Source organism: Niastella sp. (assembly GCF_045805085.1).
Taxonomy (GTDB): Bacteria; Bacteroidota; Bacteroidia; order Chitinophagales; family Chitinophagaceae; genus Niastella.
The window spans coordinates 1-20,328 of the sequence record NZ_JBJMLX010000165.1 but is presented as its reverse complement, the minus strand read 5'-3'; the positions used below and the strand labels follow the sequence as shown (position 1 = coordinate 20,328).

Sequence of the window (20,328 nt, the reverse complement as noted above, 5' to 3'; positions counted from 1 at the left end):
TACTATGATGCAGGGCGTAATTAATCACGGTACCGGTAAACGCACAGCCAGCTATGGCATCAATATCGCCAACGTGGCCGGTAAAACCGGTACCACCAACGATAACAGTGATGCCTGGTTTATGGGTTACACGCCACAATTATTGTGTGGGGTATGGACGGGTTGCGACGATCGTTTTATCCGTTTCAGCAGCACGGCTGTTGGTCAGGGCTCTTCAGTGGCATTGCCGGTTTGGGCATACTTTTATTCAAACTGTTTAAAAGACAAGAGCACCGGGCTGGATGCCAAACATCTTTTTGTAAAACCGCAGGGAATGGTTATGGACTCAATTCCAGACTGGTCTAAGAAAGGTAATGTTGGCAGTGGCGAAGCTGAAAACACAAAACCCGACAGCTCCGCGAATAGTGGATATTAAAGTTTAACATATTAAGTTATTAAGGGCTGACTAAAAATTTTTAGTCGGCCCTTTTTCTTTTAAATTGCTGATCGTTACATCTGAAAATTAATTCACACCTGCATGCGTCATTTATTATTGTCAGTTACTCTGCTTTTTTCAATCACTGGTTTTGCACAATCCCAATCGTTATTTGATCCGGCAGAAACATTTGCCCCGGGATTTTATCCCAATAAAAGCAGCCCCATACGATCGGCCAATGGTGCACCCAGCTATGCTTACTGGCAAAACCGGGCCGATTATACCCTGCAGGCCACCATCGATACAATGAAACAGCAACTTACGGGTTATGCTGTTATCCGCTATACCAATAACAGTCCAGATTCCTTATCATCTTTATGGTTGCAGCTCGATCAGAATACTTATCAAAAAGGCGCACGCAGCAATTATTTAACCGATCAGCAACCGCAGGAGTTTACAACCGGTTATTCCATTGACGAAGCACAAATTCAGCAAGACGCAAAAGTTTCCACTGCCAATTATATTATTACTGACACGCGCATGCAGATCAGGCTTGGTAAAGCACTGCCGGCAAAAACCGGCACCATTACCATTCGCATAAAATATCATTACTCCATTCCCGGCGCTTTTGGCGGCCGCACCGATTATGTAAAAACAAAAAATGGCACCATTTACGAAATTGCCCAATGGTATCCGCGCATGTGCGTGTATGATGACCTGGTTGGCTGGAACACCCTGCCATTCTTAGGCAGCGGCGAATTTTATTGCGAGTATGGCAATTTTGATTACAGCGTAACTGTCCCCTGGAATATAATAGTGGCAGGTGCAGGTGAATTACAAAACCCTACGGAAGTACTTACATCAAAGCAAATTGAACGATTGGCAGCAGCCCGCAACAGTGACAAAACGGTTATCATCAGGTCTGCAGCAGAAATTACCGACCCGCACAGCCGGCCGGTACAAAAAGGCAATCTGACCTGGCGTTTTAAAATGAACAATACGCGCGATGTGGCTTTTGGCGCTTCTGCCGCTTTTATATGGGATGCCGCCAGGGTAAATTTACTCAACGGCAAAAAATGTATGGCCATGTCGGTATTTCCTGTTGAAAGCGATGGCAACGAAGCCTGGGGCCGTTCAACGGAATACCTGAAAGCTTCTATTGAACATTTTTCTGAAACCTGGTTTGTGTATCCCTATCCTACGGCTATCAATGAAGCCGGTATTGCGGGCGGCATGGAATATCCGGGCATTTTGTTCGATGGCATAAATGATAAAGGAAAAGAATTATACTGGGTCACTGCCCATGAAATAGGCCACAACTGGTTCCCAATGATCGTTGGTTCAAACGAACGCAGTCATGCCTGGATGGATGAAGGCTTTAATACCTTTATCGATCTGTACGCATCGGATGTTTTCAACAAAGGCGAGTACGCGCCCAAACGCGACAGCGAGTATGCGCCCGGCGGTGGCAATCCGGCTGATGAAATATTGCCTTATTTAAGCGATCCCAAAGCGCCTTCCATGATGATGGGGGCTGATGCCATTCCGGAAACCTATCGCCATCCTATCAGTTATTTCAAACCTGCTTTTGGTTTGTACCTCTTGCGGGAATACATTCTGGGAAAAGACCGGTTTGACTATGCTTTCAAACGCTATATTCACAACTGGGCATTCAAACATCCATCGCCTGAGGACTTTTTTCATACCATGGATAATGAAAGCGGTGAAGACCTCACCTGGTTCTGGCGCGAATGGTTTATTAACAACTGGTCGCTCGACCAGGCATTACAGCAGGTAACCGAGGCCGGTAATGCGGCAAAGATCACCATTGCCAACCTTAATAAAATGGTTATGCCGGTAGTTATTCAGTTAACTTTCAACAATGGAACAACCCAGCGCCTGCAATTGCCGGTTGAAACCTGGTTTCAACATTCCAGCTATACTGTATCGGTTCCGGTTTCGGCAGCCATTACAATGGTTACCATCGATCCGGACCATATGCTGCCAGATGCCAACCGTCAAAATAATGTATGGAAAGCGCAATAAATTACCTTTGTTATAAATACCCGGCAGCATGATGAGCCTGACTGAGAAAATATTATTCCTTGCCTTTGGCTTTCTGGTCATCATTTTTATTTCAGTTGCTTACCTGAATAAAACCGATGCGCTGAAAATGCTGAAAGATAAATATGAAGCGGCCCTGGCAGGTGACGACAGGGAAGCTGCTATTGCAGCCGGTCAGGCTTATTATCGTTCTTTACGCGGGGATGAATTGATGATTGAAGATGAAAGGGCGATACTCAGGGATGTGGCTCACATTCCTGAACCTGAAAATTTGGAAAAGGGACCACTGGACGTTTAATTACTCCGGCACCTCATTTAGCTTTACGCCGCACCCAACATATGTAGCACCGTTATACTTCGCTTCCACCTTATATTCATACCAGTTATCACTCATGCCATCGCTGCAAAACTGTGGAGTTATAATTATTTGCATGCCACCCGCACCGGTTTCCGTATTATATATGTACTGCCCGTTTTGCTGGATGGCTGCCACATAGGGAAAAACAACGGGCTGGGTGCTATCAACCTGCAAAAAACTGATCTGTTTATCTTTATCAATTTCCATTAGCCAGAATGGTTCATTACCCAGGGCAAAAAAATCTATCCCTGCGGCTTTCTTCTCCATCCAGGCAATATTATCGGCGCCAATTATTGTACGGCTGAGATAAGTATTTGAATAAAGCGCCACCGGTGCGCCGGTCAAACCCACTTCTTTCAACCCTTTATTGGTAACAGCAAAACGTTTTACAAGGGCATTATTAACTAACAGTTGTAATTGATCGTTAGTGGTTAACCACCTGCCTTCTGATTCCTGTGGTGGCAGTTCCCTTCCGTTAAATTCATCTTTCAGGTGAAAGGTATGGTCGGCTAATAATAAAACTTTCCTGGTGATATTGCTGCAATCATTACAGGGTATTAAACCGGTATAATAACCCGGTACAAAAGTGGTGGGTGTGTCGGTATCATCCGTGTCAATGTCGCGTAGGGAAAATAGTGTATCGATTGTGGTAGTAGTATCCGCCGGGGATGGTACGGGTACTGGTGAAGGATCATTGCAGGCTATAATAACCAGCATAAACAGGCCAAAACAGGATCTCATTGTTATTTATTTTCCAAAGGGATGGTTTACCGGAAAGTGAAGCTTATCCCTACAAAGAATGGGCCGTTATTATTAAAACAAAGAAAAAGGGTACGGATCTTTGTAATTTGCCCTTCGGTAATTAAGGACCCATCCTGCTTAGCTTGCTTTGCCTTTGTGTTCCCAAAATTCTTTAACAATCCTGCCATCTGTCATTTGGCGGAGCCGTCGCGTAAAGCGTTCCCCTTTTATACAACCGGTATTGTCCTTACGGCCAAGGACCAATACAATGGCATCACCTTCCCTATCGGTTTTAAATGCCAGATCGTAGTGATTGCAATGCGTTTCAATAAAAGAAGATGGTTGGTACTTCTTGCGTAAAATTTTTAAAACAGGTTCTTCCAGCTCCATAGTTCTAATTTTTAAACATGAGCAAATATTGATTTTTCATTTCCATAGTTGGGGGGGCCTGCTTCATTACCATAATTTGTAGCCTTATCTATTGGGTTCAGAACGTTCGGGGAAAGTTGCTATTTGCTTTTAAGCATGTAAGGGTTTGCATTACTACAACGGATGGTCCAACAGTTACATAGACACGAAATCTCTTTACTAAAAATGTTAAGCAATAGTTATTTAAAACGGCTAAAATAATGATGCCAATGCCTTGCACATATTGCGAACCTAAATGTGCAGTCATTTTTTCGCACATATCCTAAAACGTGGCATATGTTATACAAATCAGGGTGGATCCGAATGAATAAGGTGGGTAGTTTATTGGGCACACATTGCCCTGGACGCATTTAATGGAAGCACGGAACATCGATAGCTTTCAAAATTATAGCAGGTATAAGTATCAATATATTCTCAGGAGAATACCATCTGTTTCAGACGGCAAATGCCATACAGCTTTTTAAAGTTACAACTTTACAATTAAAAAAATACCAATCAGCTATTAAGTTTGGCCATAGCGGACAACATTTTATCAAAAATCAATTGGATGTTTGGTAATAAGCAAGTTAGCCAGTCGTTATTTTCATTTTTATGGTGCACACACATTAAAAAATACGTACTTTAATAACTCATGGACTATCTGAAGAAGTATAAGAGCTTTTTATACAGTTATTACCTTAGCTCCGGCGTACGTATTACAGCTGGGGTGGTTTTGCCCGCACTTATTTTTAGCTATTTCGATATGCTGTCACAAGGGGTGGCCGTATCCCTGGGCGCCATGTGCGTAAGTGGTACCGATAATCCTGGTCCTATTCATCACCGGCGTAATGGGATGCTTATATGCCTGTTATTTTTGATAATAGTAGCCTCATTAACCAGTCTTACAGCCTCCTATCCCGTTCTACTGGGCATTCTCATCACGGCTTTTTGTTTTGTTCTCTCCATGATTGGGGTGTATGGCGCCCGCGCCATTGCCATTGGGGTTAATGCTTTGCTCATCATGGTTTTACAAATGTCGCACCCAAGCCAGGGAAAGGAAGTGCTTATTCAGGCGGCTTATATATTACTGGGTGGTTTATGGTATACCGGTTTAAGTTTAATGCTTCACAAGTTTGCCCCCTACCGGCTGGGTCAGCAGGCATTAGGCGAATGCATGGCCGCGACGGCCAATTATATTCGCATTCGCGCCCAGTTTTATGATGACAATGCCGATTTCGATAAGATCTATCGCCAAATGATCGAACAACAGGCGATCGTTCATACAGAACAGGAACTGGTTCGGGAACTGTTTTATAAAAGTCGCGACATTGTAAAAGAAACAACCAATACAGGCCGCACGCTGTTGATGCTTTTCAGAAGCCTGGTCGATCTGTTTGAGCAGATCATGACCTCTTATCACGACGATTACAAAGACCTGCATGCCGCTTTTGATGGAACCGAGCTGATGAGCCGCTACCGCCAGCTGATTATGCAACTGGCCGCTGAACTCGATGATATCAGCATAGCGGTAAAAAGCGGTCGCCGGTCGCGGGAAACCACCGCCCTGGCCGACGCCATTAAAGAAACCCGCCGTTATTACATCGAGCTGCGGAACACAAAAAGGACACCTGAAACGCTGGAATATTACATTACCATGCGGAATATTCTGAGCAACATCGAAGACATTGCAGACCGCATGCATACGCTGCATTTATATACTACCTATCAACAGAAGGTTTCCAATGTCAATACGCCCGATGACTATGAGAAGTTTATAAACCGGCAGGACTTCAGCTTTAAAACGCTTATTGATAACCTTAGCATGCAATCGAACTATTTCAGGCATGCGCTACGGGTTAGTTTGGCCACCCTGGCTGGTTATATTGCTTCGTTATTCCTGCATGTAGGACACAGCTATTGGATATTACTAACCATTATTGTGATCTTAAAACCCCAATACAGTCTTACAAAAAAACGGAATTTCGAAAGACTGTTCGGGACTATTGCCGGCGCCATCATCGGTTTGGGTATTCTGTATTTTATAAAAGACAGAACCGTTTTGTTTGTGATCATGCTGGTATTGATGCTGGGTACTTACAGCCTGCTGCGTACCAATTATATGTTCGCGGTTATTTTTATGACGCCCTATGTATTGCTGATCTTTCAATTGCTTTACGACATTCCACTAAAAAATGTACTTACCGATCGGCTCATAGATACCACCATTGGCTCTGTGATTGCCTTTATTGCCAATCTATTGATTGTTCCGCTTTGGGAGCGTTCACAGATCTCGAGCCTCATTGCCACAGCTATTGAAAAAAACACTGCCTGGTTTAAAACCGCCATCACCAATTTTATGGGTAATCCGGTAACCCCTATTCAGTATCGCATCAGCCGTAAAGAAGCATTTGTGGCGCTGGGTAATTTATCCGATGCTTTTACCCGTATGCTGGGAGACCCTAAGTGGCAACAAAAGAATATCAATATCATTCACCAGTTTGTGGTGTATAATCACCTGCTTACCTCGCATATTGCCACGTTATCACACTTCGGACAGAAATTTGCAGTGGCCAATGTAACAAAGGATTTTGTTCCGGTAACCAATTATATCGAGGCGGAATTATGTGCTGCCACCGCCATTCTCAAAGGCGAAACAACATCAGCCGAATCGGCCCGGGCGCCGCAATGGCAAATGATCGATAAACGGGTGACCAATTTAATGATGAGCCGTCATAAAGAACTGCATCAGGGTTTAACTGATACCGAAACACGCAAATTATTGCTGGAAGTGAAATCGGTTACTGATGAATTCAGGATCATTCACGATGTTACAACTGATATAAAGAAAGCAAGTTTGCAGCTGGCAGCTGGTGGCTGATTACAGGTATAAATTATGCTCTACGCTTTCATTTTCAATCTATTCACTACCCAATGCATCCTGAAATAGACACAATGGCAATTTGTGTAGGCAGAACAAGATGTTACCATGTGTAATTGGTTTTTTGGACACGGGTCCCTGTTAGTAAAGTAAGTAGTCTAAGGGTATGCCACTAAATCAAACTAAGTTTAATAACAATACGGGCCAATTAAACAGCCAAATAGTTTGAAATAGGTTGCGGGCGTAGCATCTTTGTGGTGTTAACAGTTAACGCTGATCTAATTTCCTGAAAAATACCAATAAGTATCCTTTGAAAGCTATCAGAGTCCAATAGTTGAAAAACCGTTTCGTCCAAAGTCCGTGAAAACCCGTCCAATCCAGAAAAACCAATTAACGTTTACCAAGGATCCCTTTAATTAATTAGTTAACCTCCCGGTGCATCGGGAGGTTTTTTTATGCTTTATCTGAAATATGCTTATTTTTACTTATACCTAACGGTTGCCCGGTATTTAGTTTCAGTTATCCGGCAACGTTTTTCCTACCGTATCCAGCCGTATGAATTCAAATATTCCCCGCGCACGATAATGCTGTATTGGTACACATATGCTGGTTAGGCTTTAGTATAGTGGCTTGTTCATATTCTGATAATTAAACCAGTTCATGTATGAAACAAAAGCTGATGTGCATTTTATTCATCGATGATGATGAGCCTACCAATTTTCTGAACAGATTACTGGTTCAGGAAATGGATTGCGCTCATCATGTTGAAGTGGTTACCAGTGGCGTGGAAGCCCTGGAATATTTAACAGGTACAGGTGATTTTAGTAATGGTAAAATGAATCCCCGTCCCGACCTGATCTTTCTGGATATTAACATGCCGGGTATGGATGGCTGGGAGTTTCTGCAGCATTATGAAAAACTACCGCCCAACCAAAAGGCCAATATCGTAATGGTAATGCTCACCACCTCCTTAAACCCCGATGATGAACACGCTGCACAAAAGAATATCGAGATCGCAGGGTTTGAAAATAAACCCCTGGACCCTGAAGTAATAAAAAAAATACTCGCCCGGTTTTTCCCGGAAGTATGCTAACCCAGTGATTGCTTTCTATGAAGGAAACCAAAGAAAATATCTGGTCAAGTGAAGAAACGACCCGGCTGATCATTAATTCAGCCCTCGATGCCATTGTGTGTATTGATACCGATGGATGCATCATTATATGGAACCCGCAAGCTGAAAGAACATTTGGTTTTACCGAAACGGAGGTAATAGGCCGCCGGTTATCTGAAACCATTGTTCCCGAACAATACCGGGCACTACACGAAACAGGTTTAAAAAAGTATTTAAACACCAGGCAGGGAACAGTCCTGAATAAAGTCTTTGAAATTTCAGCGCTGCACCGCAATGGCCATGAGTTTCCCATTGAACTAACTATAGTACCAATGCGATTGAAGGAGCATGATTTCTTTTGCGCCTTCATCCGCGATATTTCTGAACGACAGGAAGCAGAAACCCGCCATCAACAATATGCAGAAGACCTTAAACGAAAAAACATAGAGCTGGAGCAGTTTGCCTATGTGGCTTCACACGACCTGCAAGAACCACTGCGAACCGTATCAGGTTTTGTTGAATTGCTGAAGCGTCATTATAAAAATGAGACCGACGAAAATGTAATTAAATACATCAACTATATCACCGATGCTTCTGACAGAATGCGGCGGCTGGTGCAGGACCTGCTCGATTATTCACGGCTTGGCCGGGAACGCATTCTGGAACCGGTTGACTGTAATAAAGTGGTGCAGGAAGTGTTGAGCGACCTGGCAATAGCCATCCAGGAAAGCAAGGCTGTAATAAATATTGATCCCCTGCCGGTAATTTCAGGTTATTCCACCGAAATGAAACAGCTTTTTCAAAACCTGCTTAGTAATTCGCTAAAATTCAGAAAACCGGGTGAACCGCCGGTAATTAATATTTCAGTAATGCTCCGTGAAGATACCTGGCAATTTAGTGTAACCGATAATGGTATTGGCATCGATGAAAAATACTGGGAACGCATTTTTGTGATCTTTCAACGCCTGCACACAAAAAACGAATATGAAGGCACCGGTATAGGACTGGCCCATTGCAAAAAGATAACCGAATTGCACAATGGAAAAATATGGGTGGATTCTACACCGGGAGAAGGCTCTACGTTTTACTTTACGATTAAGAAAAGGAATACGGATAAATGGAAGGTGTGAAAAGCCCTCAAATCCATCACTTAATCCCCGTCAACAAGTTAACTTGTCAACTCGTCAACTGGTCAACTCGTCAACTTTCCTTCAACTCATTCACCGCCATTCGTACCAACTCCGACTCAAACCCCTTCTGTAACAGATAATCAGTAGTCTTCGACATTTTCACAAACCCATTCACGCCCTCTCCTTTTATGGTGTCCCATTTTTGTTTGGCCAGTTTGTGCAAGGTTTTCTCATAATCTTCCGCATCCAGCTCCTTCATGGCCTTGTTAATGCAATAAGTGCTTACCTGTTTCTGCTTCAGGGCATGTTTTATTTTTACCCTTCCCCATTGTTTCATGCGAAATTTGCCCCCTGCAAACTGGATGGCAAAGCGTTCTTCATTCAGATAATCTTCTTCGATCAACTGGGCAATCGATTCTTCCACCATTTGTTTGCGTAAGCCGAAAGAATAAAGTTTTTCTTTCACCTCGGCATGACAGCGTTCCTGGTAAGCACAATAGTGCCGCAGCTTTTGCAACGCCTGCTCTTTTGTTAGTTGTTGTTTCCTCTGTAACATCTCCGCTTGCCTATTGCTTATTGTCTGTTGCCTATTGGTTACTCTTCTATTCTATCCAAACAACCAAAATCATTCTTCAGCAGGTCGTCGTAATAGTCAGCCTTTTTAAACAGGTTGTCGAAGGTTTTTACCCCTCCGTCTTTGGTGATGTCCAGGTCGTACATTATGCATGATAACACAATGTTCTGGTTCTGGCAGCTTAACACCAGGCTGTTGGTGCGGTAGTTTTCCTGCAGCAGGAACTGGTACAGCGGTTTTATTTTCAGGGCATCTGTGGGCATCTGGCACAGGTAAGCATCACCAACTACAAAGTAGTTTTCGGCATTGTAAGTGATCTTTATCTTGGCGCTGCCTTCGCGTACTTCCCAACGGTTTACACCTTCGCGGGCAAGCTTGATGTCTTTACCCAGTTCTTTTAAAATATCTTCAATGGTTTTGGCCACACCGGTTGGCACCACTTCCTGCTCGGGCATTTTGGGCAGTTTTACCTCGGTACCGCAGGCAGGACAATATTTTTCAGAATCAATATTTTCAGGTAATACCAGGTAATCGCAACTATGGCAACGGGTGCTGGTAACACCTTTATGGGGCGCATATAATTGCAGGGCCTGGCGCAGGTAATTTACGGGTAAGGCAAAACCCATGTTATCGCCACCCTGTATTTTAAACGAATTCACGCCAATAACTTCCCCATTGGCATTCACCAGCGGACCACCGCTGTTACCGGGGTTGATAGCGGCATCTATCTGAATGAATTTTAACCCATCGCGAACGCGGTCAACTTTTGAAATTACACCCTGTGTAGCGGAATAATTAAAACCAAAAGGATGACCAATGGCCAATACCTCATCGCCATCTTTCAGGCCATCGTACTGGCCCAGGCGAATTTCCGGGATCTCAACATTAGCGGGACCCTGTAAAAAAGCCAGATCGTGTTTACGATCGGTATACCAAACGCGCGATAAGGTTTTTTCAAAATTTTTACCGGCTATGGTAACCTCGGGATTGTCATTTACCACGTGATCGTTGGTTACAATCAAATCAAATTCCTTTACATAAAAGCCGGTACCTGTACCGGTTTGAGTGGCTATTTGTATGATGGCGGTCTGAAACTGGCCAATTATATCCTGAACCATTGATTAAATATTTTGCACCGGCAGGTAGTCACCAGGGGTTGGTACCTGTTCGTTTAAGTAATTAGTTTGAGTCGAAATTTAAAGTAGTGAGCTCTGTACTAAAGCTGCTGTTGAATGTTAGCAGGGTCTGTAGCTGCAGGCTTTCCGTTTTAAAATTCAGCTTGGGATACTTCGATAGCCAGGCAGAAATGATCTGCTGAATTCGTCCGTTTATGAGCTCCTGGTCAAACTGACCCGACTGTGCATCATAATAGGGAACGGAAAATCCCAGCGCTTCAAAATACGAGCGATAGTTGATCTGCATAAATAACAATACCAGCTCGCTGAGCGGTTTGGGTAAACTGTAAGAATACTGGCTGAATGTAAGCGCGTATTCCATTACATTATTGGCAATAAGCGGGTAATTGTTATCGCGGTACCACACCACATTATTCGCCGCCGCATTAATGGCATCCACAACGGTTTGGTGGTGTTGCGGCATCACAATAGCGAATGTATGTTTTGAGCGGAACAGGTATGGGTATACCTCTTCTTTTGTTTTATTGAGCAGTTTCTTATATCCTTCTATCATGCCCTGGTTGCGATCGATGGTGCCCTTTTCATCCTTGCGGTAATAGATCTCCACGATCTTTTCCAGTTCATTCAACAGTTTACCATCGGGACAAATACAAAAGTCTATCCGGAAGGCAAGCGATAGCAACAGGTAGGCAATTCCACCTGAAAATTTATCGGCATCCAGGGTGGCTGCATAGTCAAGCGTTTCCCTGATCCAGGTGAGCATGAAATTGTATTTCACCTCTTTTTCTGTTTCGGGAATGCCAATGATATGTTCGGTGTCTACCGTTTGCAGGGCGGCAAATTCCTGTACCAGCAGGTCATCGAGCTTGTCGGCTTTAATGGCCAGTTCTTTTAACCCGTAGTATAATTTATTGGGGTTGGCGGCTCTGATATCACTGTCGAACCGCATGCACAGGCGGTCATTATCCAGCGCGTACCGGCTGTAGTAGAGGTTAAAATTCATTTCAAGCAGGCGGCGCATAACCGGTACGCTGGCCTGGGGCATTTTGGCCAGGGTAATTTCGGCCTTCAGGCTATCCTTGTCAAATTCGCCCCTAACGATCTTGGAGCCCTGGTACACCTGAAAGGTGCCGCTCTCGTTATTTCGGTTCAGGATAACATTACCTAATTTATCATCGGCCAGGTAATCAAAAAATGCCGCGATGCTGTCGTAATAGGATTGCTGTTTGAAAAGATTGTCGGCATCGGTCCAACGGCGCACTTTTTCTACCGATTTGTTATTATCGGAATAGCGGCCAAAAGGGATGTCGGGTTGAACCGCCTTAAGCGCCTGCTCCGGGCTCTTTTTACCACGTCCGAATAATTTGTCAAACATATAAGGTTATATTGTTTTTAAATGCAAGATCAGATTACCATATAAACAGCATATGACTAATAAAATTGCTGTTTATTTAATTTTTAATCAATGGTTTTGAAAAATACCCAATACCGCTTACTGCTTAACGCTCAATGGGTAACGCTAAAATATAAGTTCAGCCTTTGCTGAACAATAACGAAAACCCGCCTTTATGATTTTATGTGGGAAAACCACCTTAACCAAGCGGGCCGTTTACTGTTTGAATGGCCCGTTTTGAGGTAAAACGGGGTAACGGCCTGCCGATCGTTGCTACGGTTTGGAAAGTGGTATTATTGAAATCGGCATCCGGGACACATTTCAGGCGCCGGTTTTTCAATACCGCCTGCAGGCAAGATAGTATATTTGTGGATTTCGTGTTTTAAAAAAAGCGGGTAAATTATTCAGTCATAACCCTATATTTGCTCAAATCTTAATCAGTTATATGAAGTTTATCGTTTCATCTTCGGCTTTATTGAAACAATTACAACAGATTAGCGGGGTGATAAATGCCAATACAGTACTGCCGATTCTGGAAGATTTTTTGTTTGACGTACAAAAGAATCAACTGTCGGTGGTGGCAACCGATCTGGAAACGGTAATGAAAATTCAGTTGGAGGTGGAAGCGAAAGATACCGGCCGTGTTTGTATCCCGGCTAAAATACTGATGGATTCTTTAAAGAACATTCCTGAGCAACCACTCACTTTTAATATCGATAAGAATTACGCGGTTGAAATAACCAGCGACAACGGTAAGTATAAAGTGATGGGTGAAAATCCCGATAACTTTCCCAAGGATCCGGTAATTGATGATACCAATTCTTTCACCATCGCCTCGGCTGCCCTGGTTACTGCCATCAACAAAACATTGTTTGCTGTTAGTAACGATGATCTGCGTCCGGCCATGACAGGGGTTTTCTTTGAAATGAATAAAGAAGGATTGCAATTTGTGGCAACTGATGCGCATCGCCTGGTTCGTTACAAACGCACCGATGTTAGCTGTCCTAAAACTGATTCCCTCATCGTTCCTAAAAAACCGCTTACGCTGTTAAAAGGCGCCATGCCGGTGAATGACGATGAGCTAACTGTCAGCTATAACAGCAATCACCTGTTTGTAATACATGGCACCACCCAGTTAAGCTGTCGCCTCATCGATGCCCGTTTCCCTGATTACAAAGTAGTAATTCCTACAGATAACCCATATAAACTCACTGTAAACCGTACCGATTTCCAGGGCGCTTTACGTCGCGTTGGTATCTTCAGTAATAAAAGCACCAACCAGGTTGTATTAAGCATCAGCGGCAGTCAGTTGCAACTGACAGCGCAGGACATCGATTTCTCATTTGAAGGTAATGAGCGCATGAAATGTCAATACAATGGCGAAGACCTGCAGATCGCGTTCAACGCCAAATTCCTGATTGAAATGTTAGGTGCTACCGATACCGAAGATGTAACGGTTGAATTATCTACTTCTACCAAAGCTGGTATCATCCGTCCAGGCGACCAGGATGATAATGAAGAACTGATGATGCTGGTAATGCCATTAATGCTGAACACCTGATCGCTATTTTTATATATCTTGTTTTTCATACAACAAAACCCTCCCGGACAAGCCTGGAGGGTTTTTTAATTTAATCGCTACAAAAAGTAAAAAGTGAAATACTTAAATGATAAAGTGATAGTGAAATTTTATATCTGTGCTTCCTATCCCAAAAATGGAGTAGATCGGAATTTTAGTCGTAAATTATGGGTAAACGATTGGCTCCATGGAAGCTTTTATGAACTTTTGGGAGAATATTGCCTCCTGGCAACGAATGGCCATTTTACTGGGTGGAATGATCTTCTTTTGGCTGATTGAAGGCTATTATCCGCTTTTTAAATTCTCCTGGAAACGGTATAAACACGCCGGCGTAAACCTGGTTTTTCTTACCACCACTGTTATCCTGAATATCCTGTTAGGATCAATCACCATTCTCGCCTGCAGATGGGTAACCAACCATCATGTTGGATTATTGTATCTGTTCAACCTGCCGTTATGGGCCAGGATAATTATCGGCTTGCTGTTTATGGATTTTTTTGCGCAGTATGCTCCGCATTACCTGATGCATAAAATAAAATTCATGTGGAAGTTTCATATGATCCACCACAGCGATACCAAGGTTGATGTTACTACCGGCACCCGGCACCACCCGGGTGAATGGATCTGGAGAGAATGTTTTACCATTATAGGCGTATATGTAATGGGACTTTCTATTGGCATGTATTTCCTGTACCGCAGTGTGTCGGCTATTTTTACCCATTTCAATCACGCTAACATCAGGGTACCGCTCTGGCTCGATAAGCCTATCAGCTGGGTCTTCGTTTCTCCCAACATGCACAAGGTGCACCACCATTACAAACGCCCGTTCACCGATACCAATTATGCCAACATCTTTTCGTTGTGGGACCGGCTTTTTGGCACGTTTGCCTACGCTGATCCTAAACAATTACAATATGGATTAGATGTATTAGAGGGTAAGCCCGATGAAAGTTTGGGTTATCAGCTAAAACTTCCCTTTAATAAAAATATTAAAACAGATTACTAGTTAACTGGTCAACTCGTTAACTGGTCAACTATTGTTGCTGCTGTTGCTGAATCATCTCCATGTACCTTCTATAAGAGTTCTCATCACTTTTTTGCTCCCCGTTCGTATTGGGCTGGGTTGCTAATATAGTGGCCTGGTCATCCTGAATATGGCCATCCTCATAACTTACCGATACGCCCACTTCCAGGTTGTGATTGCTGGTGCCTTTATAGGTTCCTTTTACCGGTGAACAATCGCCGAAGTTACGGCCAACAGCCAGGCGAACATGCAGGTCGTTTACAAAACAATTATTGGTGGGGTCTAAACCCAGCCAGCCATAATAGGGAATATAGGCTTCCACCCAGGCATGGGTGGCGCCTTCACCCCGCATACCATTGCGGTTCGGACAAACATACCCGCTTACATAGCGGGCGGGAATGCCGGTCATCCGCAGCATAACCAGTAAAATATGGGCAAAATCCTGGCATACGCCGGCTTTCAGCTTCCATATTTCATCAGGGGTTGTTTCTACATTCGTTACCCCTTTTATATATTGAAATTCCCTGTAAACATATTCATTCAGTTTTTGCGCTGCGGTCAGCGGCGTAACCTGCAAATATTGGCCAACCGGGGTATCGCGTTTTATCTCGTCTATTGCTTCACACGATTCCTGTTTCAGAAAATCAATAAACGGCACCTGGTGCCTGAAGGCCTGTAAACTATTCCATTGTTCTTCTTTTGGTGTGGCGTCTACAGGCAGTGGCCTTGCTTTCGTAACCACTTCAATTTTTGAGTCTATCTTCAACTCGGTATGGGCATTGGCAAACATAAAGGAGCCCACTTCGTTGCCATAATAATCTTTATATATATCCACGGTCGGCTCGCCGGTAATGGTAAGGTCCTGTTTTAGTACTGTCTGGTAATCATCTTTTACAGGGAACAAAATGATCTGGTTGGCACTGTCTCGAACCGAAACCTCGTATGTATACCTGGTAACGTGATGAATTTTGAATTGTGGCATGGTTGGCAAAAATACGAAACTCTGTATTGGATTTAAGAATATGCAAAACAACACTGATTCAGCGCATTGGCAATGGCGTACAGGTCATTTTTAATGTCTATCAAATATTGATGCAGGTTTTGACTGATGATGGTATCTGCTGTTGAATACCGCACCTTGCTCAGCAGTTTGCCGATCATAAAATCGAGCTGCTGATAATTGTTCACCTGGCCTTCCTGCTTCAGCCGATCAAAATACCGTTGCAGCCTGGTAATGGAATATATAATGGAGCGGGGAAAATGATTGTTCAGCACTACCTGTTCCACTACGTTGCGGGCCTCAAAGCCCGACCGATACGTTTTCAGGTATAATTCATACCCGGCTATGCTTAATAATAAATACTTCCAGTAAGGGGCGTCGGCCACCCGATCCATAACATACTGGTTGTTTATGAACCGCACATTCAACAGGTCAACCGATAAAATAGCGCGTTCCAGAAATTTGCCAATGTTCATAAAAGAATAGCCCTCGCCACGCGACATGGTGATATCAGCCGTTCCGTAATACAATAATCCCTGTTTTATTAACACATCCAGGATGGTAATAGGATCATCTTTTTGTAACCAGTTGGGCAGCCAGTCTTCTTTGGTGGTATGATAATAATCGTTCAAACATTGCCACAGTTCTTTGGTGATGTGGTCCTGCACGCTACGGGCATTTTCACGGGCGTGGGTTACAATATTTACAATGGCGTTTGGATTGCTTTTGTCGGCTACAATGAATTGCAGAATGCCGCGTGGGTTTGTTTCCAACTGTTTGGCTTCTGCCTCTTCCAGATAGGTGAACAGCCGCAACACCGGTTTCCAGGAAAAATCGTAGACGCTGTCCTGCGAATACATATAATTGACCTTTAGCATTCGCAAAATACCATCGCTGCGTTCAATATAACGGCTCATCCAGTATAAACTATCGGCTACTCTACTAAGCATCTAAAAAACCAGTTTATTGTTTAAAGTGTATGATTTGTGGATCTATTAAACTGTTCCAGGTTGCAAGTTTCAGGTTCCATGGTGCCGGTTACCAGCTTCGACGAGGTATGCCGCGCAGTGGCATTCACCATTGACCATTCACGATGACAACACCCACGTATCCTTACTTCCCCCGCCCTGTGATGAATTTACCACCAGCGACCCTTCACGCAATGCCACGCGGGTTAAACCGCCCGGAACGATCTCAATACCATCTGGCCCGCACAAGGCATAGGGTCGCAGGTCAACCCGGCGGGGTTGCAATTTTCCCTGCATATAACAGGGCGCCGACGACAAACTGATAATAGGTTGTGCAATAAACTGGCGTGGGTCTTTTTTAATGGCCGCACAGTATTCTTTTATTTCTTCTTCACTCGCTGTATTGCCCATTAACATTCCATAACCACCGCTTTCGTTGGTTTTCTTCACCACCATGTTGGTAATGTTGTTGAAAACATATTCACGGTGTTCTGCATCCTCTAACCGATAGGTGGGTACATTTTTTAAAATGGGTTCTTCATTCAGGTAATAGCGGATCATATCGGGCACATAACAATAAATGGCCTTGTCATCAGCCACCCCATTGCCTACCGCATTTACAATAGCTACATTCCCTTTCCGGTAGGCGCTCATTAATCCTGAAACGCCCAGTACGCTGTTGGGATTAAAAGACAGCGGGTCCAGGAACTCATCATCAACCCGGCGGTAAATAACATCCACCTGTTGCAACCCAAACGTGGTTTTCATATATACCCGGTGGTTATCCACAACCAGGTCACTCCCTTCTACCAGTTCTACCCCCATTAACCGGGCCAGGGTGGTATGTTCAAAATATGCAGAATTATAAATACCGGGGGTTAATAATACAATAGTAGGGTTGGCTATTTGCCGGGGCGATAATGAAACCAGGTTCTTGTGTAAAATATTAGGATATTCTATTACACTTCGTACGTTGTTCTGTGGCAGCAGATCGGGGAAAATGCGTTTGGTGATCTCCCGGTTCTCCAACATATAACTTACCCCGCTTGGCGTTCGCAGGTTATCTTCCAGAATATAAAACGACCCATCGTTATTGCGAATAAGATCGATACCGGCAATATGCACATACAGATCATATGGCACCTGCAGGTTGTACATTTCGCGTAAATAATGCGGACAGCTGTATATCATGTCAATGGGCACTACCCCATCCTTCAATATAAACTGGTTGTGGTATACGTCCTTCAAAAACAGGTTCAGGGCCTTCAGCCGTTGTTTGATGCCCTTTTCAATATGGTCCCATTCGGTTGCGGTAATAATGCGGGGAATAATGTCGAACGGAAAAATCTTTTCAATGCCTTCGCCGCTGCTGTAAACGGTGAATGTAATACCCTGGCTCATGAACAATCGTTTAGCCAGTTCTTCTTTTTTATTCAGCTCTTCCAGGTCGAGCTGCTGCATAAATTCCACCACCCGCTGGTATTGCTCCCGTACAGACGATTCCCTGTACATTTCATCCCAGGTATTGGTATCTACATAATAGGTCTTTAGCAATTCGGTAGCTTGCATACAGAGTAGTTTTGGTGTTCTTAAATGCTGGCAGGCAAATCGCTGGAGTGAAAAAACGGGTTCCTTCCAAATATAATGAAATGACTGCGTTTATCCTTCATTCAAGTCGGCTTTTCTTATCTTTATCCCGATGAAAAAAATTGCAATGATCCCGGCCCGCTATGCGGCAACCCGGTTTCCTGCCAAATTAATGCAGCTGCTGGGAACCAAAACTGTTATTCGTCATACCTATGATAATACCGTAGCCACAGGATTATTTGATGAAGTATGGGTGGTAACAGATAGTGATATTATTTTTAATGAGATCGTATCAAACGGTGGCAAAGCGTGTATGAGCCGTCAGCAACATGAAAGTGGCAGCGACCGCATAGCCGAAGCGGTGGCCGATATGGAAACCGATATCGTAGTAAACGTGCAGGGCGATGAACCTTTTGTAAAAAAAGAACCCTTACAGAAATTATTGCAGGTTTTTGAAGGTACAGCTGGTGAAAAAGTGCAGGTAGCCTCCCTGATGCAGGAAATGAAAGAACCGCAATTTATTGCCGACCCCAATTATGTGAAAGTAGCGGTTGATAAAAACATGAACTCGCTCTTCTTCAGCAGAAGCATAATTCCCTATCCGCGCAATAACGAAGCGAAGACCATCTATTATGAACATATTGGTGTATACGCTTTTCGAAAAGATGCCCTCATGGGTTTTACCACCTGGCCCATAACCCCATTAGAAGCCGCTGAAAAAATTGAATGCCTCCGTTACCTCGAGAACGGCGTACCATTAAAAATGGTAGTAACAGAATATATGGGTATTGAAATTGACACTCCGGAAGACCTGGAACGAGCAGCCCGGCTTTTATAAAGATTGCTGAAAAAAACAACCAACACCATGACGCAACCACTTTGGGGTATCGACCTGGGAGGAACCAAAATAGAAGGTGCCATAGTTCCTTCATTAGATAATCCGCAACCTATTTTAAGGACCCGTATCGATACGGAAGGCTACAAGGGATACGACCACATCATTGGCCAGATCGACAGCCTGGTACAAACAATGAAAAAGCAATCCGGTATACAGCCCCCCTGCATTGGACTGGGCACGCCCGGCGTGCTGGACCCTATATTGCAAACCATGAAAAATTGCAATAGCACAGCCCTGAACGGTCAGCCCCTGAAAAAAGACCTGGAAGAAAAACTGGGTATTCCCTGTGTGCTGGCCAACGACGCCAATTGTTTTGCTTTAGCTGAAACCCACTGGGGTGTGGTGAAAGAAAAAGCGCCCGATGCACAGCTGGTATTCGGAATTATAATGGGCACCGGTGTGGGTGGTGGTATTGTTGTAAACGGTCATGTGTGGAATGGCAAGCATGGTATTGCCGGTGAATGGGGCCATAACTTTCTCGATGAATCGGGCGGTCCCTGTTATTGTGGAAAAACCGGTTGTGTGGAAACCGTGTTATCGGGCCCCGGGCTACAGCGGTATTATAAAAGTATTACCGGCTCCATGCTTTCTTTAAAAGATATTCTGAATCATGCCCTGCAGGGGAACGATCCGGCGGCTATTAAAACCATTGACCGGTTGAATCATTTCTTTGGAAAAGCGGTTTCGGTAATCACCAATCTGCTCGATCCCGATGTGATTGTTGTGGGTGGTGGTGTAGGAAATATCGACAGCATTTACACAGCCGGTGTGGAATCACTGCATAAATATATTTTCAATAACAGGATCGATGTACAGATATTAAAACCCAGCCTGGGCGATAGCGCCGGTGTATTCGGTGCTGCAGCATTGGTTGCTTAAATCGTGAATCGGCAATCGTGAATCGTGAATGGGCTCGCAAACTTTGAGATTAATAATTGATCTTGCGCCGTCGGAAATTTATTGCCGATTGCCGATTGCCGATTGCCGATTGCCGATTGCCGATTGCCGATTGCCGATTGCCGATTGCCGATTGCCGATTGCCGATTTACGCCAGTACAGTGATC

Annotated in this window: 17 protein-coding genes and 1 pseudogene; 10 read left to right on the top strand and 8 right to left on the bottom strand. The window is 44.0% G+C overall.

The features are described from left to right. The 3 genes and pseudogenes from ACJ751_RS08320 to ACJ751_RS08310 form a co-directional block, all read left to right on the top strand. Window positions 1–415: pseudogene (locus ACJ751_RS08320) on the top strand (penicillin-binding protein); the annotation flags it as partial. 102 nt (window positions 416–517) lie between these two features. Continuing rightward, on the top strand, window positions 518–2,461 hold the full coding sequence (locus tag ACJ751_RS08315; RefSeq protein ID WP_407745028.1) for a M1 family metallopeptidase: 1,944 nt from the start codon (window positions 518–520) through the stop codon (window positions 2,459–2,461). A 28-nt stretch (window positions 2,462–2,489) separates the two neighbouring features. Next, window positions 2,490–2,777: a hypothetical protein gene (locus ACJ751_RS08310; RefSeq protein ID WP_407745027.1), complete on the top strand. Its 288-nt coding sequence runs from the start codon at window positions 2,490–2,492 to the stop codon at window positions 2,775–2,777. On the opposite strand, the gene ACJ751_RS08305 is transcribed toward ACJ751_RS08310, so the two are convergent. Both ACJ751_RS08305 and ACJ751_RS08300 read right to left on the bottom strand, forming a co-directional pair. Beyond that, complete coding sequence (locus ACJ751_RS08305; protein ID WP_407745026.1) at window positions 2,778–3,578, bottom strand: copper resistance protein NlpE N-terminal domain-containing protein; 801 nt, start codon at window positions 3,576–3,578, stop codon at window positions 2,778–2,780. It abuts the gene before it with no gap. 138 nt (window positions 3,579–3,716) lie between these two features. Then, complete coding sequence (locus ACJ751_RS08300; protein WP_407745025.1) at window positions 3,717–3,968, bottom strand: hypothetical protein; 252 nt, start codon at window positions 3,966–3,968, stop codon at window positions 3,717–3,719. 670 nt (window positions 3,969–4,638) lie between these two features. Between ACJ751_RS08300 and ACJ751_RS08295 the strand changes: the two genes are divergently transcribed. From ACJ751_RS08295 to ACJ751_RS08285, 3 genes are all read left to right on the top strand, one after another. Next, window positions 4,639–6,864, top strand: coding sequence for an FUSC family membrane protein (locus tag ACJ751_RS08295; protein ID WP_407745024.1), 2,226 nt, complete (start codon window positions 4,639–4,641; stop codon window positions 6,862–6,864). Between the two features lie 664 nt (window positions 6,865–7,528). Beyond that, window positions 7,529–7,957 carry a response regulator gene (locus ACJ751_RS08290; protein ID WP_407745023.1) on the top strand — a complete coding sequence of 143 codons (429 nt, stop codon included), beginning with the start codon at window positions 7,529–7,531 and terminating at the stop codon, window positions 7,955–7,957. Window positions 7,958–7,974: 17 nt separating this feature from the next. After that, complete coding sequence (locus ACJ751_RS08285) at window positions 7,975–9,105, top strand: sensor histidine kinase (protein ID WP_407745022.1); 1,131 nt, start codon at window positions 7,975–7,977, stop codon at window positions 9,103–9,105. Window positions 9,106–9,175: 70 nt separating this feature from the next. On the opposite strand, the gene ACJ751_RS08280 is transcribed toward ACJ751_RS08285, so the two are convergent. From ACJ751_RS08280 to ACJ751_RS08270, 3 genes are all read right to left on the bottom strand, one after another. Continuing rightward, the gene (locus ACJ751_RS08280) at window positions 9,176–9,661 is read right to left on the bottom strand and encodes a regulatory protein RecX (RefSeq protein ID WP_407745021.1); all 486 of its coding nucleotides are present in this window, start codon (window positions 9,659–9,661) and stop codon (window positions 9,176–9,178) included. 38 nt (window positions 9,662–9,699) lie between these two features. Further along, on the bottom strand, window positions 9,700–10,797 hold the full coding sequence (locus ACJ751_RS08275; RefSeq protein ID WP_407745020.1) for a trypsin-like peptidase domain-containing protein: 1,098 nt from the start codon (window positions 10,795–10,797) through the stop codon (window positions 9,700–9,702). 61 nt (window positions 10,798–10,858) lie between these two features. Next, window positions 10,859–12,190 (bottom strand): hypothetical protein, encoded by a 1,332-nt coding sequence (locus ACJ751_RS08270; protein WP_407745019.1) that lies wholly within the window; start codon window positions 12,188–12,190, stop codon window positions 10,859–10,861. 463 nt (window positions 12,191–12,653) lie between these two features. Between ACJ751_RS08270 and dnaN the strand changes: the two genes are divergently transcribed. Together dnaN and ACJ751_RS08260 are read left to right on the top strand one after the other, a co-directional pair. Beyond that, window positions 12,654–13,769 (top strand): DNA polymerase III subunit beta, encoded by a 1,116-nt coding sequence (dnaN, locus tag ACJ751_RS08265; RefSeq protein ID WP_407745018.1) that lies wholly within the window; start codon window positions 12,654–12,656, stop codon window positions 13,767–13,769. A 205-nt stretch (window positions 13,770–13,974) separates the two neighbouring features. Next, entirely contained in the window at window positions 13,975–14,793 is an 819-nt protein-coding gene (locus ACJ751_RS08260) for a sterol desaturase family protein (protein ID WP_407745017.1), read from the top strand. 28 nt (window positions 14,794–14,821) lie between these two features. On the opposite strand, the gene ACJ751_RS08255 is transcribed toward ACJ751_RS08260, so the two are convergent. The 3 genes from ACJ751_RS08255 to ACJ751_RS08245 form a co-directional block, all read right to left on the bottom strand. Further along, window positions 14,822–15,793 (bottom strand): transglutaminase domain-containing protein, encoded by a 972-nt coding sequence (locus ACJ751_RS08255; RefSeq protein WP_407745016.1) that lies wholly within the window; start codon window positions 15,791–15,793, stop codon window positions 14,822–14,824. A 32-nt stretch (window positions 15,794–15,825) separates the two neighbouring features. Then, window positions 15,826–16,761: an alpha-E domain-containing protein gene (locus tag ACJ751_RS08250; RefSeq protein ID WP_407745015.1), complete on the bottom strand. Its 936-nt coding sequence runs from the start codon at window positions 16,759–16,761 to the stop codon at window positions 15,826–15,828. A gap of 138 nt (window positions 16,762–16,899) precedes the next feature. Beyond that, window positions 16,900–18,333, bottom strand: coding sequence for a circularly permuted type 2 ATP-grasp protein (locus tag ACJ751_RS08245; protein ID WP_407745029.1), 1,434 nt, complete (start codon window positions 18,331–18,333; stop codon window positions 16,900–16,902). 145 nt (window positions 18,334–18,478) lie between these two features. On the opposite strand from ACJ751_RS08245, the gene kdsB reads away from it, so the two are divergent. After that, on the top strand, window positions 18,479–19,204 hold the full coding sequence (kdsB, locus tag ACJ751_RS08240) for a 3-deoxy-manno-octulosonate cytidylyltransferase (RefSeq protein ID WP_407745014.1): 726 nt from the start codon (window positions 18,479–18,481) through the stop codon (window positions 19,202–19,204). 27 nt (window positions 19,205–19,231) lie between these two features. Then, window positions 19,232–20,143: an ROK family protein gene (locus ACJ751_RS08235; protein WP_407745013.1), complete on the top strand. Its 912-nt coding sequence runs from the start codon at window positions 19,232–19,234 to the stop codon at window positions 20,141–20,143. Window positions 20,144–20,328: the final 185 nt, after the last annotated feature.

Coding starts and splice junctions, on each gene's coding strand:
- ACJ751_RS08255 (WP_407745016.1), bottom strand. CDS start 15,793: ATGCCACAATTCAAAATTCATCACGTTACCAGGTATACATACGAGGTT.
- ACJ751_RS08310 (WP_407745027.1), top strand. CDS start 2,490: ATGATGAGCCTGACTGAGAAAATATTATTCCTTGCCTTTGGCTTTCTG.
- ACJ751_RS08295 (WP_407745024.1), top strand. CDS start 4,639: ATGGACTATCTGAAGAAGTATAAGAGCTTTTTATACAGTTATTACCTT.
- ACJ751_RS08250 (WP_407745015.1), bottom strand. CDS start 16,761: ATGCTTAGTAGAGTAGCCGATAGTTTATACTGGATGAGCCGTTATATT.
- ACJ751_RS08260 (WP_407745017.1), top strand. CDS start 13,975: ATGGAAGCTTTTATGAACTTTTGGGAGAATATTGCCTCCTGGCAACGA.
- ACJ751_RS08290 (WP_407745023.1), top strand. CDS start 7,529: ATGAAACAAAAGCTGATGTGCATTTTATTCATCGATGATGATGAGCCT.
- ACJ751_RS08275 (WP_407745020.1), bottom strand. CDS start 10,797: ATGGTTCAGGATATAATTGGCCAGTTTCAGACCGCCATCATACAAATA.
- ACJ751_RS08270 (WP_407745019.1), bottom strand. CDS start 12,190: ATGTTTGACAAATTATTCGGACGTGGTAAAAAGAGCCCGGAGCAGGCG.
- dnaN (WP_407745018.1), top strand. CDS start 12,654: ATGAAGTTTATCGTTTCATCTTCGGCTTTATTGAAACAATTACAACAG.
- ACJ751_RS08235 (WP_407745013.1), top strand. CDS start 19,232: ATGACGCAACCACTTTGGGGTATCGACCTGGGAGGAACCAAAATAGAA.
- ACJ751_RS08315 (WP_407745028.1), top strand. CDS start 518: ATGCGTCATTTATTATTGTCAGTTACTCTGCTTTTTTCAATCACTGGT.
- kdsB (WP_407745014.1), top strand. CDS start 18,479: ATGAAAAAAATTGCAATGATCCCGGCCCGCTATGCGGCAACCCGGTTT.
- ACJ751_RS08280 (WP_407745021.1), bottom strand. CDS start 9,661: ATGTTACAGAGGAAACAACAACTAACAAAAGAGCAGGCGTTGCAAAAG.
- ACJ751_RS08300 (WP_407745025.1), bottom strand. CDS start 3,968: ATGGAGCTGGAAGAACCTGTTTTAAAAATTTTACGCAAGAAGTACCAA.
- ACJ751_RS08305 (WP_407745026.1), bottom strand. CDS start 3,578: ATGAGATCCTGTTTTGGCCTGTTTATGCTGGTTATTATAGCCTGCAAT.
- ACJ751_RS08285 (WP_407745022.1), top strand. CDS start 7,975: ATGAAGGAAACCAAAGAAAATATCTGGTCAAGTGAAGAAACGACCCGG.